Source organism: Pseudomonas sp. SYWMCR5 (genome assembly GCF_057197165.1).
Window position 1 is genome coordinate 168,954 of the sequence record NZ_JBXUNH010000007.1, and the last position, 13,175, is coordinate 182,128.

The 13,175-nt window shown below is 66.0% G+C and carries 14 protein-coding genes; 8 read left to right on the forward strand and 6 right to left on the reverse strand.

Annotated elements, in window-relative coordinates; genetic code table 11:
• Positions 1-114 precede the first annotated feature (114 nt).
• Entirely contained in the window at positions 115-1,011 is an 897-nt protein-coding gene (gene yedA, locus AC2CGW_RS19030; RefSeq protein ID WP_186710550.1) for a drug/metabolite exporter YedA, read from the forward strand.
• A gap of 103 nt (positions 1,012-1,114) precedes the next feature.
• Positions 1,115-2,440, forward strand: a complete 1,326-nt coding sequence (gene rhlE1, locus AC2CGW_RS19035) for an RNA helicase RhlE1 (RefSeq protein ID WP_186669302.1) — start codon at positions 1,115-1,117, stop codon at positions 2,438-2,440.
• Between the two features lie 187 nt (positions 2,441-2,627).
• On the opposite strand, the gene AC2CGW_RS19040 is transcribed toward rhlE1, so the two are convergent.
• The 3 genes from AC2CGW_RS19040 to pmrG form a co-directional block, all read right to left on the reverse strand.
• The gene (locus tag AC2CGW_RS19040) at positions 2,628-3,881 is read right to left on the reverse strand and encodes a TIGR03862 family flavoprotein (protein ID WP_484574438.1); all 1,254 of its coding nucleotides are present in this window, start codon (positions 3,879-3,881) and stop codon (positions 2,628-2,630) included.
• Positions 3,882-4,029: 148 nt separating this feature from the next.
• Positions 4,030-4,944, reverse strand: coding sequence for a histone deacetylase family protein (locus AC2CGW_RS19045; RefSeq protein ID WP_186669306.1), 915 nt, complete (start codon positions 4,942-4,944; stop codon positions 4,030-4,032).
• Positions 4,945-5,015: 71 nt separating this feature from the next.
• Positions 5,016-5,705 carry a lipopolysaccharide core heptose(II)-phosphate phosphatase PmrG gene (pmrG, locus tag AC2CGW_RS19050; protein WP_186711330.1) on the reverse strand — a complete coding sequence of 230 codons (690 nt, stop codon included), beginning with the start codon at positions 5,703-5,705 and terminating at the stop codon, positions 5,016-5,018.
• Between the two features lie 182 nt (positions 5,706-5,887).
• On the opposite strand from pmrG, the gene AC2CGW_RS19055 reads away from it, so the two are divergent.
• The 6 genes from AC2CGW_RS19055 (at position 5,888) to AC2CGW_RS19080 (ending at position 11,123) form a co-directional block, all read left to right on the forward strand.
• On the forward strand, positions 5,888-6,457 hold the full coding sequence (locus AC2CGW_RS19055; RefSeq protein ID WP_484574439.1) for a GNAT family N-acetyltransferase: 570 nt from the start codon (positions 5,888-5,890) through the stop codon (positions 6,455-6,457).
• Between the two features lie 90 nt (positions 6,458-6,547).
• Positions 6,548-7,417: an acyl-CoA thioesterase II gene (gene tesB / locus AC2CGW_RS19060; RefSeq protein ID WP_186669311.1), complete on the forward strand. Its 870-nt coding sequence runs from the start codon at positions 6,548-6,550 to the stop codon at positions 7,415-7,417.
• Complete coding sequence (locus AC2CGW_RS19065; RefSeq protein ID WP_484574440.1) at positions 7,414-8,004, forward strand: HAD family hydrolase; 591 nt, start codon at positions 7,414-7,416, stop codon at positions 8,002-8,004. Before tesB ends, AC2CGW_RS19065 begins: the two co-directional genes overlap by 4 nt.
• A 187-nt stretch (positions 8,005-8,191) precedes the next feature.
• Positions 8,192-9,307, forward strand: coding sequence for an ABC transporter substrate-binding protein (locus tag AC2CGW_RS19070; RefSeq protein ID WP_484574441.1), 1,116 nt, complete (start codon positions 8,192-8,194; stop codon positions 9,305-9,307).
• Positions 9,304-10,365, forward strand: coding sequence for a FecCD family ABC transporter permease (locus tag AC2CGW_RS19075; protein ID WP_186669318.1), 1,062 nt, complete (start codon positions 9,304-9,306; stop codon positions 10,363-10,365). The genes AC2CGW_RS19070 and AC2CGW_RS19075 overlap by 4 nt, the downstream gene beginning before the upstream one ends.
• Positions 10,362-11,123 carry an ABC transporter ATP-binding protein gene (locus AC2CGW_RS19080; RefSeq protein ID WP_186669320.1) on the forward strand — a complete coding sequence of 254 codons (762 nt, stop codon included), beginning with the start codon at positions 10,362-10,364 and terminating at the stop codon, positions 11,121-11,123. The genes AC2CGW_RS19075 and AC2CGW_RS19080 overlap by 4 nt, the downstream gene beginning before the upstream one ends.
• 40 nt (positions 11,124-11,163) lie before the next feature.
• Here the strand turns inward: AC2CGW_RS19080 and AC2CGW_RS19085 are convergent, their stop codons facing one another.
• The 3 genes from AC2CGW_RS19085 to AC2CGW_RS19095 all read right to left on the reverse strand — a co-directional run bounded on the left by AC2CGW_RS19085 (position 11,164) and on the right by AC2CGW_RS19095 (position 13,171).
• Positions 11,164-11,508 carry a cupin domain-containing protein gene (locus AC2CGW_RS19085; protein ID WP_063542660.1) on the reverse strand — a complete coding sequence of 115 codons (345 nt, stop codon included), beginning with the start codon at positions 11,506-11,508 and terminating at the stop codon, positions 11,164-11,166.
• A 105-nt stretch (positions 11,509-11,613) separates the two neighbouring features.
• Positions 11,614-12,546 carry a phosphatidate cytidylyltransferase gene (locus AC2CGW_RS19090; protein WP_054892666.1) on the reverse strand — a complete coding sequence of 311 codons (933 nt, stop codon included), beginning with the start codon at positions 12,544-12,546 and terminating at the stop codon, positions 11,614-11,616.
• A 1-nt stretch (position 12,547) separates the two neighbouring features.
• Positions 12,548-13,171, reverse strand: coding sequence for a lysophospholipid acyltransferase family protein (locus AC2CGW_RS19095; RefSeq protein WP_484574442.1), 624 nt, complete (start codon positions 13,169-13,171; stop codon positions 12,548-12,550).
• Between the last annotated feature and the right edge of the window lie 4 nt (positions 13,172-13,175).

Below are 13,175 nucleotides of genomic sequence, written 5' to 3' on the forward strand. Positions count from 1 at the left end.
GAATTACCGTTCATTGCAAAGTGTATAGGTCTATTAAACGTGTTTTGTAACTTATGTTTACGGGAGTGCCTTTCTAAACTAAGTCACCCGTAAACGGATTTCGAGTCTTTTGTCATGCCTGCCTCCCGTCGTTTTCCCTGGCTGCTGATCGGCGCCTTCATCGCCCTCTATCTGGTCTGGGGGTCTACCTACCTGGCCATTCGCATCGGTGTCGAATCCTGGCCGCCCTTGCTCATGGCCGGGGTGCGTTTTGTCATTGCCGGCAGCCTTTTGTATGGCTTCCTGCGCTGGCGCGGGGTGCCGGCTCCGACCTGGGCGCAATGGCGGGCGGCGGGGGCGATCGGGTTTCTGCTGCTCAGTTGCGGCAACGGTGGCGTGACCCTGGCCGAGCATGCTGGCGTGGCATCGGGCGTTGCAGCGCTGGCGGTGGCCACGGTGCCGTTGTTCACCTTGCTGTTCGGGCTGTTGTTCGGTCATCGCAATTCGCGTCTGGAATGGGCGGGGATTTTCCTCGGGCTTGCCGGTATCGGGCTGCTCAACCTCGGTTCGAACCTGCAGGCCAGTCCCATGGGGGCGGTGTTGATCCTGTTCGCAGCGGCGGCCTGGGCGTTCGGCTCGGTGTGGAGCAAGAACCTGCCCTTGCCCCAGGGCGCCATGGCCAGTGCTGCCGAGATGCTGGTGGGCGGCGCTGCGTTGTTGATCGGCAGCGCCCTGAGCGGTGAGCGCCTGACCCAGATGCCGACGGCGGCGGGCTGGGGGGCACTGGCCTACCTGATCTTCTTCGGTTCGATCGTGGCCTTCAGCTCGTACATGTACCTGCTCAAGCACGTGCGGCCGGCGGCTGCGACCAGCTACGCGTACGTCAACCCGGTGGTGGCGGTATTGCTCGGGATTGTCTTTGCCGGTGAGCAGATCGGCGCCGAGGAATGCCTGGCCATGGGGGTGATCGTCGGGGCGGTGGTGCTGATCGGGCTGCCACAGTGGCGGCGTGCGCCCCGGCAGGTGGCCTGAGGGGCCGGTGCATCCGGTGGTAGCGGTGGGCGTCAAAGCCAGCGCAACTCCAGGGGGCTTGCGGTAAACTGCCGCCTTCGCTGAACCCCCTGACGGTATCACCATGAATTTCGCCAAACTCGGCCTGATCGAACCCCTGCTGCGCACCCTGCAGCAGCGGGACTATTCCACCCCGACCCCGATCCAGGCCCAGGCCATCCCCGCCGTGCTGGCAGGGCGCGACCTGATGGCCGCTGCCCAGACCGGCACCGGCAAGACCGCCGGTTTTGCCTTGCCGGTGTTGCAACGCCTGGCGCTCGAGGGTGAGAAGGTGGCCAGCAATTCGATCCGCGCGTTGGTGCTGGTGCCCACCCGCGAGCTGGCCGAGCAGGTACACGCCAATATCCGTGAATACGCCGAGCACCTGCCGTTGAGCACCTACGCGGTGTACGGCGGCGTCAGCCTCAACCCGCAGATGATGCGTCTGCGCCGTGGCGTCGACTTGCTGGTGGCGACGCCGGGCCGCCTGCTCGACCTGTTCCGCCAGAACGCGGTGAAGTTCGGCCAGGTTCAAACCTTGGTGCTCGACGAAGCCGACCGCATGCTCGACCTGGGCTTTGCCGAAGAACTGCAGGCGGTGTACGCCGCCTTGCCACGCAAGCGCCAGACCTTGCTGTTCTCGGCGACGTTCTCCGACCAGATCCGCATGCTCGCCGGCCTGGCCCTGAACGATCCGCTGAGTATCGAAGTCAGCCCGCGCAACGCCGCCGCCACCACCGTCAAGCAATGGCTGGTGCCGGTAGACAAAAAGCGCAAGGCCGACCTGTTCTGCCACCTGATGCGCAAGCAGCGCTGGAAGCAGGTGCTGGTGTTCGCCAAGACCCGCAACGGCGTCGATCAACTGGTCGAGCGGCTGCTGGCCGAGGGGGTCAATGCCGATGGCATCCATGGCGATCGTCCACAGGCGACCCGCCAGCGGGCGCTGGATACCTTCAAGGCGCGTGAAGTCCAGGTGCTGGTCGCGACAGACGTCGCTGCTCGCGGCATCGATATCGACGACCTGCCGCTGGTGGTCAACCTCGACCTGCCGATCGTTGCCGAGGATTACGTACACCGCATCGGTCGTACCGGGCGAGCGGGTAACAAGGGCGAGGCGATTTCGCTGGTGTGCGCCGACGAGGTGCAATTGCTGTCGGCGATCGAGGTCCTGATCCGCCAGACGTTGCCGCGTCATGAAGAGCCGGACTTCATCCCCGATCACCGGGTGCCGATGACCGATGCCAGCGGCCAGGTGCTGAAGAAACCGAAAAAGCCCAAGAAACCCAAAGAGAACAGTGCCAAGCGCGGGCTGGGCAAGTGGATGGACAGCTCAGAAGATTCGGCACCGACGGTCAAGCCGGTGCGCAAGGTGCCGAGTTTCAACAGCGGGCCACGCAAGCGCAAACCCTAGTGCGGGGGTTCCTGTAGGAGCGGGCTTGTCCCGCGATCGGGCGCGAAGCGGCCGTAAATCCAGCTACCGCAGTCCCTCAGGAAAAGTACGGTCGCCTGAGTTACGGCCGCTTCGCGCCCGATCGCGGGACAAGCCCGCTTCCACAGGGATTGGGCTGGCCTTTAGATTTTGAACAAGACAGGTGTTCCTACAGGGACGCGGGCTGGCGCTCGGACAACCACTCCAGCGCCGCCCGCCCGGCGCGCAAGCCGCTGGCAAAGCACGCCGTCAGCAGGTAGCCCCCGGTCGGCGCTTCCCAGTCCAGCATCTCGCCGGCACAGAAGACGCCGGGCAGTTGCTTGAGCATCAAGCCCTCGTCCAGCGCCTCGAAACGTACGCCACCGGCACTGCTGATCGCTTCATCCAGCGGCCGCGTGCGCACCAGTTCGATCGGCAGCGCCTTGATCGCCTGGGCCAAGCGCATGGGGTCGGCGAAGGTGGCCTGGTCGGTCAGCTCGCGCAGCAGCGCGGCCTTCACCCCGTCGATCCCGAGCTGCCCCTGCAGGTGCTTGGCCATCGAGCGGGAGCCACGGGGCTTGGCCAGGGCCTGAGCGATTTTATCCACAGGGCGATCCGGCAGCAGGTCGAGCAGCAAGGTAGCGCGTCCGTCGCGCTCGATGCCGGCGCGCACCGCCGCCGACCATGCATACACCAGGCTGCCTTCCACGCCTTGGGCGGTGAGGATGAACTCGCCCTTGCGCGCAGCGCTGCCAGGCACGCTGAGGGCGATGTTCTTCAGCGGCGCGCCGGCGAACTTGTTCCTGAGCAGATCGCTCCAGCCCTGCACCTCGAAACCACAGTTGCTCGGGCGTAATGGCGAGATATCCACAGCGCGCTCGGCCAGCAGTGGCACCCAACTGCCATCCGAGCCCAGGCGCGCCCAACTACCGCCACCCAAGGCCAGGATCACGGCAGTGGCGCGCACCAGGCGTTCGCCCTGTGGATAAGCGATCCGCAGTGCGCCTTCCGTGTCCCAGCCGAGCCAGCGGTGCCGGGTGTGGATAACCACGCCGGAATCGCGCAGGCGCTTGAGCCAGGCGCGCAGCAGCGGTGCCGCTTTCATGTCAGTGGGGAAGACCCGCCCCGAGGTGCCGACGAAGGTCTCGATGCCCAGGCCGTGGATCCACTGGCGCAGGGCGTCGGCATCGAAATCACGCAGCAGCGTGTCGATGGCCTCGCGGCGTTCGCCATAGCGGCCGATGAAGGCCGGGTAGGGCTCGGAGTGGGTGATGTTCATGCCGCCAACGCCTGCCAGCAGGAACTTGCGACCCACCGACGGCATCGCATCGAACACCTCGACCGCTACGCCGGCCTGGGCCAGGGCCTCGGCAGCCATCAGGCCGGCGGGGCCACCGCCGATCACGGCGACGAGGGGAGGGGAGGTGGTGTGGGAATCGGTCATGGTGGCGGCAGGCTGTGGAAAAGAGTCGGCATTCTACCCCAGAGGTGCTTGTGCAGGTACTGTTCAAAAAATGAACAAATCTTTGCAGGTCAGGCAGTTAAAGGGCTCCAGGGGCTTTCCCGCAGGTTATCCACAAGCGGTTCCACAGTCATTGTGTGTAACCCAGCACCCGCGCCGCGCTGTGGTGAAGGATGCCGTGCCGCCGCGCCAGCGCCGCCCGGTCCTTGCTGTAACCGCCGCCGATCACCCCGACCACCGGAATATCACGGCCAAGACAGTGGCGCAGGACCGCTTCGTCACGGGCGGCGACGCCTGCATCGGTCAGTTGCAGATAACCCAGGGCGTCGTCCTTGTGCACATCGACGCCGGCGTCGTACAGCACGAGGTCGGGCTGGTAGAGCGGCAGCAGGTAGTTCAGCGCATCGTTCACCACCTTCAGGTACGCCGCGTCGTCCATGCCGCGCGGCAGGGGGATGTCCCAATCGCTCTGGGCCTTGCGTGCGGGGAAATTCTGCTCGCAGTGCAACGACACGGTGATCGCCTCTGGTGTGTCGTGAAGGATGCGTGCGGTGCCGTCGCCCTGGTGCACGTCGCAGTCGAAGATCAGCACGCGGTGCACGCGTCCGGCTGCGAGCAGGTAGCGGCTGATCACCGCCAGGTCGTTGAAGATGCAGAACCCGGCGGGGTGGTCGTAGTGGGCATGGTGGGTGCCGCCGGCCAGGTGGCAGGCGATACCGTGACGCAGGGCCATCTCGGCGGTCAGCAGCGAACCGCCGACGGCGCGCACGGTGCGCCGTGCCAGGGCCTCGCTCCAGGGCAGCCCCAGGCGGCGCTGGTCTTCGCGTGAGAGTTCGCCGTTCATGTAGCGCTCGATGTAGGCGCGGTCATGGGCCAGGGCGAGGATGTCGTTGGGGCAGAGTTCGGGGCGCAGCAAGGCCTGGTCGGTGGTCAGCCCGCTGTCGATCAGGTGATCGTGCAGCAGGCGGAACTTGTCCATGGGGAAACGATGTTCCGGCGGGAACTCGGGGCTGTAGTCTTCGTGGTAGATCAGCGGCAGGGGCATGGGCAGGATCGCGGCTGGAGGCAGCGTTGATCTTGCCAGTGGGCCGGAATGCCACGCAACTCAAACACTCATCAGCGTTGTGCCGACGCCAGTACCCGTCGCCAGTCCGGCTCGTTCATGCGCCCAAGGATACGGGCCTTGCCGCTGCCATCGACCGACACGAACAGCGCGCTGGCGTAGCCACTTTCGCGCTCGCCCGGCGCAACCTTGAGGGTGCGCTGGAAGTGATCGACGCAGCCGTTGTGGGTCACCAGCACAAGATTGTGCCCTGCACGCTTGTGCGCCATGGCCTGGCCTGCGAAGCCGCTCTCGCAGCCTTCGAGCCAGTCCTCGCTGGTCACCGTGTCGCCGACGATGAAGTGCGCGGTCTGTCGGGTGCGCAGCTTCGGGCTGCTGAGCAGGTCGGCACCGTTCAGCCCCAGGCGCTGCAAGCCTTCTCCGACACGCTGGGCGGCCTGGCTGCCGGACACGGTGATGCCGGTTGGATCGTCCAGGCAAGGGCCGGGCGCGCTGTCGCAGCGCTCGGCGTGGCGAATCATCACGATCACGCTGCCTTCGGCCCACTTCTGCAGCAGGCCGCTGGCGTTCAACTGCCGTTCATTGCCAAGGTTCACGATGTGCGTCCTCGTTGACGACCACAGCATCAATCCCGCCGCGACCAGCACCAAGGCGAGGCCGACTGCCCAAGCCATGCGCAAACGTCGGTGTCGCTTGCGGCGTGTGGGTATGGCCAGGTTTTCCAGGATGTCGCTCGACAGCATGCTCGGGCTCCGGCAAGAGGGGGCCGCGCGCAGGGCGGCGGCAGGTGGTGGCATTCTGTGAAGTGGCCTGTCTGCGCCGAGTGAAGCTGTTGTGAAAATTGCATTGGGCCTGGGGTGCAGGTGAAAAGCGCCCCCGGCGCCTAATCTGTAGACTGCAGGACTGAAAATCCGGAGCCCACCCGATGACCTCGATCCTCAAGCTCGAAAGCGCCCGCCTGGTGTTGCGCCAATGGCGGGACGACGATTTGCAGGCGTTTGCCGAGATGTGCGCCGATCCGCAGGTGATGCGCTATTTCCCGGCGCCATTGACGCGCCTGGAGGCCGCCGCGCTGATCGGACGCATCCGTGGCCATTTCAACGAATACGGCTACGGTCTCTGGGCATTGGAGCGCATGGACAGTGGCGCCTTCATTGGCTTGACCGGGTTGCTCAACGTCAATTTCGACGCACCCTTCGCGCCGGCGGTGGAGATCAGTTGGCGTCTGGCCCGTCGTCACTGGGGCCAGGGCTTTGCCAGCGAGGCGGCCTGGACCTGCCTGCGCTGCGCATTCGCACAGTTGCGGCTGGAAGAAGTGGTGTCGTTCACCACCCAGAGCAATGTGCCCTCGCAGAAGGTGATGCAGGCGATCGGCATGGTTCAGGACGAGGCAGGCAGCTTCGAACACCCGCGGCTGCCCGAGGGGCACCCGCTGCGTCCGCACGTGCTGTATCGCATCGACCGGCCGCGCTGGGAGCGAACCCTGCATGCCTGAATGGGGCGCCATGCACGGAGGCGATGACAAATTCTGTATGATTTGCGCCAATGCCCGAATTGCCGTGACACCTGTCAGGAGTAGCCCCCGATGAGCCATGTGTTGGACGACCTGGTCGACCTGTTGAGCCTCGAATCCATCGAAGAGAACCTGTTCCGTGGCCGTAGCCAGGACCTGGGCTTTCGTCAGTTGTATGGCGGCCAGGTGCTGGGCCAGTCGTTGTCGGCGGCCAGCCAGACGGTCGAGGACGCGCGCCATGTCCATTCCCTGCACGGCTATTTCCTGCGCCCTGGCGATGCCAGCATGCCGGTCGTCTATTCGGTCGATCGGGTGCGCGACGGCGGCAGTTTCAGCACCCGCCGGGTCACGGCGATCCAGAAGGGCAACCCGATCTTTACCTGCAGCGCGTCGTTCCAGTACGACGAGGGCGGTTTCGAGCACCAGGTGCAGATGCCCGATGTGGTCGGCCCCGAGAACCTGCCCAGCGAAGTCGAACTGGCCCGCGTGATGGCTGACAAGCTGCCCGAGCGTATCCGCGACAAGGTGCTGTGCGCCAAGCCCATCGAGATCCGCCCGGTGACCGAGCGTGATCCGTTCGACCCCAAGCCGGGCGACCCGGTGAAGTACGCCTGGTTCCGCGCCGACGGCAACCTTCCGGACATCCCGGCGCTGCACAAGTACGTGTTGGCCTACGCCTCGGATTTCGGGCTGCTGACCACCTCGTTGCTGCCCCACGGCAAATCGGTGTGGCAGAAGGATATGCAGATCGCCAGCCTCGACCATGCGCTGTGGTTCCACCGCGACCTGCGTGCCGACGACTGGCTGCTGTACGCCACCGACAGCCCATGGGCCGGCAACGCCCGCGGTTTCACCCGCGGCAGCATCTTCAACCGCGCCGGGCAACTGGTGGCCTCGTCCACCCAGGAAGGCCTGATCCGCCATCGCAAGGACTGGGCATGAGCCTGCACGAAGTGCGCAACTGGGTGTTCGACATGGACGGCACCCTCACCGTGGCGGTGCACGACTTTGCCGCGATCCGCGAGGCGCTGGAGATTCCGCCCGAGGATGACATCCTCACCCACCTCGCCGCGTTGCCCCACGAGGAGGCCACGGCCAAGCACGCCTGGCTGCTGGAGCACGAGCGCGACCTGGCGATCGCCTCGAAGGCCGCGACCGGTGCAGTCGAGCTGGTACGCGAGCTGTCGGCGCGTGGCTGCCGGCTGGCGATCCTCACCCGCAACGCGCGGGAGCTGGCGCATGTCACGCTGGAGGCCATTGGTCTGGCCGACTGCTTCCCGGTCGAACACATTCTGGGACGTGACGAGGCGGCGCCCAAGCCCGACCCGGATGGCCTGTTGCAGATCGCCCGGGCCTGGGGCGTGGCACCGTCGGAGCTGGTGATGGTGGGCGACTACCGCTTCGACCTGGATTGCGGACGTGCGGCGGGGGCCAGGACGGTCCTGGTAAACCTGCCCGACAACCCCTGGCCGGAGCTGGCGGACTGGCATGCGGCGGATTGCCGGGTGCTCAGGGCGATGCTTGGTTGAACTGTGGTAGCGGGCTTGCCCGCGAAGAACTCACCGCTATCCCATGTAATGAACAGTAACCCATGACGATTCACTGACATCCCACTACATTCCCGGACACTGGCAAGGGCAGCCCCCTGACTAGAATGCCCGGTCTTGAATGAGACCGATTCTCTGTCACGCATCCGCTGTCGCCAGGAGCCCTCCGATGTTCTCCGTTCTCCGTTCCGCGCGGCGCCTGCTGCCGCTGCTCATGCTGCTGGTCGCAGGCCTCGGCACTCTCCAGACCGCCAGCGCCGCCCAGGTCACCGACGTGCTCGGGCGCAAGGTGGAAGTCGATCACGCGCCCCAGCGCATCGTCCTCGGCGAGGGCCGGCTGTTCTTCGCCCTGGCCCTGCTGGATCGCGACAACCCGTTCCAGCGCGTGGTCGGTTGGCAGAACGACATGCGCCTGCTCGACCCGCATACCTACGACGTCTACGCCAAGCTTTATCCCCAGGTGGCCAAGCTGCCGCTGATCGGCCAGGCCTCGGAGCAGAGCGTCAGCGCCGAGCAGATCCTGGCACTGAAACCGGACCTGGCGATCTTCAGTATCGCCGGCGAAGGCCCGACCCAGCACAGCCCGGTCGCCGACCTGCTGGAACAGGCCGGCATCCCGGTACTGTTCATCGACTTCCGTGTGCACCCGATCAAGAACACCCGCGTCAGCCTCGAAGCCCTGGGCACCTTGCTGGGTCGTGAGCAGCAGGCGCAGGAATACCTGGACCTCTACGACAGCCACCTCAAGCACGTCACCGACCAGGTGGCGGGGCTCAAGGACAGCGAGCGGCCGAAGGTCTTCCTCGAACTGCTGGCGGGCGTCTGGCAGGCGCCGGGGCACACCACCGGCAAGAGCGGCCTGGGCAGTGTGGTCGAGGCGGTCGGTGGGCACAATATCGCTGCTGACGTGGTGCCCGGCGCGCTGGGCGACGTCAGCGTCGAATACGTGCTCAAGGCTGATCCGGACGTCTACATCGCCACCGGCAACCGTGCCCCCGGCGTGCTGCTCGGCGCCGGCGTGAGTGCCGATACCGCGCGCCAGAGCCTGGCCAGGATCATCGCGCGCCCCGAATTCGCGCCGCTGCGCCCGATCCGCGATGGCCAGGCCCACGGTCTGTGGCATGACTTCTACAACTCACCGTTCAACATCCTCGCCATCGAAGTCATGGCCCGCTGGATTCACCCCGAGCGCTTCAAGGATCTGGATCCGCAAGCGACCATGGCCGACATCAACCACCTGCTGAAGGTCGGCCTGGACGGCCACTACTGGATCGACGCCAAGTGACCGCCCAGGCTCTGGACGGCGCCGCGCTGGCGGCCTGGCGGTATCGGCGCCTGCTCTGGCGGCGTGCCGGGCTGGTCGGCGGGCTGGCCGTGCTGCTGGCGCTGGCGGTGCTCGGCGACCTGGCCAGCGGCGCCTCTGGCATGGGGCTTGGACAGCTGCTGCATGGGGTGTTCGATCCGAACGCACTCAGCGCCACCGAACGGGTGATCATCTGGAACGTGCGCCTGCCCTACGCGCTGATGGCGGTGCTGGTCGGGGCCGCGTTGGCGCTGGCTGGCGCCGAGATGCAGGCGATCCTCGACAACCCGCTGGCCAGCCCTTTCACCCTGGGGGTGTCCTCTGCCGCCGCGCTGGGCGCGTCGCTGGCCATCGCCTATCCGCTGTCGGTGGCCTGGCTGGCGCCGAGCGCCCAGGTGACGGTGATGGCGTTCGTCTTCGCCTGCCTGTCGGTGCTGTTGCTGCAGGCCATGTCGCGGCTGCGCGGTGCCGGGGTCGAGAGCCTGGTGCTGTTCGGTATCGCCCTGGTGTTCAGTTGCAACGCATTGGTGTCGTTGCTGCAGTTGCTGGCCACCGAGGATGTGCTGCAGCAACTGGTGTTCTGGACCCTCGGCAGCCTGGCGCGGGCCAACTGGCAGAAGCTGGGCATTCTTGCTGCGGTGCTGGCGCTGGTGCTGCCGTTCTCGCTGCGCGCCGCCCCGGCCATGACTCTGCTGCGCATGGGCGAAGATCGCGCCCGCAGCTTCGGCGTGGACACCCGGCGTCTGCGCGTCGCCTCGCTGCTGCGCATCAGCCTGCTGTCGGCGACCGCCGTGGCCTTTGTCGGCACCATCGGGTTTATCGGCCTGGTCGGCCCGCACATCGCCCGCCTGCTGGTGGGCGAGGACCAGCGCTTCCTGCTGCCGGCGAGTGCACTGGTCGGGGCATTGCTGCTGTCGCTGTCGTCGATCGCCAGCAAGCTGATCCTGCCAGGGGTGATCGTGCCGGTGGGGATCGTCACCGCCCTGGTGGGCGTACCGGTGTTCGTGGTGCTGGTGTTCCGGCGGGGGAGAAGGTTGTGAGCTTGCGTATCGAAGGGCTGTCGGTCACCTATGGCGCGCGCCGGATCATCCAGCACCTGAGCCTGCCGCCGCTGCCGACGGGCAGCCTGGTGGCGCTGGTCGGGCCCAACGGGGCGGGCAAGTCCACCCTGCTGCGGGCCCTGGCCGGGCTGGAGCGGATGCAGGGCGCTGTGCACCTGGGCGATGAGGACGTTACCCGCCTGAGTTTCGCCGAACGCGCCCGGCGCCTGGCCTACATGCCACAGCAACTGCCGCCGGGGCTGGCGCTCGGGGTGCTGGAGAGCATCGTCGCTGCGCTGCGCGTGGGGGCTGCCGATGACCTGTTGGCGACGGCCTTCGATGCGCTGCGCCAGTTGGGCATCGAGCACCTGGCCGAGCAAGGCTTGGACAGCCTGTCCGGCGGCCAGCGCCAACTGGTGGCCCTGGCCCAGTTGCTGGCGCGCAATCCACAGGTGCTGTTGCTCGACGAGCCAACCAGCGCCCTGGACCTGCACTACCAACTGCGGGTGATGGATGCAGTGCGTGAGCGGGTGGTTCGCCATCGGCTGTTGGCGGTCGCGGTGCTGCACGACATCAACCTGGCGGCCAGCCATGCCGATTGCCTGGTGATGCTGGAGAAGGGCCGGGTGGTGGCCTGCGGCACCCCGGCCGAGGTGCTCGAACCGCAGTTGCTGGCGCAGGTATATGGCGTCGAGGCGCGGGTCGAGCAGTGCTCCCGTGGCCGCCTTCAGGTGCTGGTGGACCGGGCGCTGCGCTGAGCCTGCCGGCCCGGCTGCACGCCCGCTACATCAGATGCAGTCAGGCGAAGACGAAGTACTTGCGTACGGTCTCGACCACTTCCCAGGTGCCTTTCATGCCGGGCTCGATGACGAACACATCGCCGCCCTTGAGGTGCTTGGGTTCTTCGCCTTCGGGGGTGATGATGCAGTAGCCCTCGAGGAAGTGGCAGAACTCCCACTTCTCATAGTTGACCTCGAACTTGCCTGGCGTGCAGATCCAGGTGCCCATGATCTTGCTGCCATCGGCCGACAGGTAGGCGTTGAGGTTGACGGTGTGCGGGTCGCCGCCGATGCGTTTCCACTTGGTCGCATCTACCACCGGGGTCGGACAGGTTTCGCGCAGGACGGTGATGAAGTCGGACATGGCAAGGCTCCTGATGACGGGCTGAGTGACCCGTCACCTTAGGGCGTTGGCGTGACATGCAGTTGCCTGGATTCGACGCCTATCTGCCTGGTCGCGCTATGGCGGTCACGCCCACCAATAGCGCACGAAGTGGAAGAACACCGGCGCGGCGAAGCACACCGAATCCATGCGGTCGAGCATGCCGCCATGTCCTTCGATCATGTGCCCCCAGTCCTTCACCCCGCGATCGCGCTTGATGGCCGACATCACCAGCCCGCCAAAGAACCCCATGGCGTTGACCGTCAATGCCATCAGCGCCGCCTGCCAGAAGTTGAACGGGGTGATCCAGCACAGCAGGGCGCCGACCAGCGTGGCCAACGCCACCCCGCCGGCCAGGCCTTCGACGGTTTTGGACGGCGACAGGTTGGGCGCCACCTTGCGCTTGCCGAACAGCTTGCCGCACACGTACTGCAGCACGTCGCTGATCTGCACCACCAGGATCAGCCAGGCGATCAGCAGCAGGTTGCGGCCCTCGTAGCCGGGGATGTCCAGGGTCATCAGCGCGGGCACCGACGACACGCAGTACACCGCGATCATCAGGCCCCACTGCACCTTCGAGGCGCGTTCCAGGAAGCGTGTGGTATCGCCGCCGAAGCTGGCCAGGATCGGCAGCAGCAAGAACAGGTACACCGGAATGAATATGCTGAACATCCCGTACCAGTCCATGGCGATCAGCAGGTACTGCACCGGCAACGCTACGTAGAACGCCGCCACCAGCGCCGGGTAGTCGCTGCGCCGGGTCGGGGTGAGGGTCATGAACTCGCGCAGGGCATAGAACGACACGCAATAGAACAGCACGATCACGCCGTACTTGCCGAACACGAAGGCCAGGCCAATCACCAGCACCATCACCCACCAGGCGTTGATGCGTGCGTTGAGGTTGTCGATCACCGCGTGCGGCGCGGAACCTGCGCGCCACTTGAGCAGGCGGCCGATGACACTGGCCAGGAGCAGCAGGGCGCCGATGCCGGCGAACAGGGACAGGGTGTTGTGATCCATCTCAGGCTTCCTTCGGGGCCAGGTTCAGCAGGGCCTGACGGGCCCGCTCGAGAAACGCCTGCTTGGTTTCGTCAGGCAGCACCTGCAATGGCTCGCCGAAACTCAGCGTGCACAGCAGCGGCAACGGCAGGGCGCGGCCCTTGGGCATCACCCGGTTGAGGTTGGCGATCCAGACCGGCACCACCTCGATGTCAGGCTGGGCGGATGCGAGGTGGAACAGGCCGCTCTTGAAAGGCAGCAGTGGATCGTCGCCAAGATTGCGTGTGCCTTCGGGGAAGAAGATCAGCGAGTCACCCTGGGCCAGCGCATCGAGTACCGGTTGCAGCGGATTGTCCTGGCCTTCGCTGCGCTGACGGTCGATCAGGATGCCATTGAAGACATTGTGGATGACGAAGTTGCGCAGGCCTGGCGTGTTCCAGTAGTCGGCGCCGGCCACGGGCCGCGTGCGGCGCCGCAAGGGTTCGGGCAGCGAGGCCCAGAGCAGGACGAAATCGCCGTGGCTGCTGTGGTTGGCGAAGTACAGGCGCTGCACCGGTTGTGGCGTGCAGCCGAGCCAGAGGGCCCGAGCGCCGGTGATCAGGCGCGCGGCGGAGGTGATGGCGAAGGCGGTCAAGGCGGCGAGCATGGTG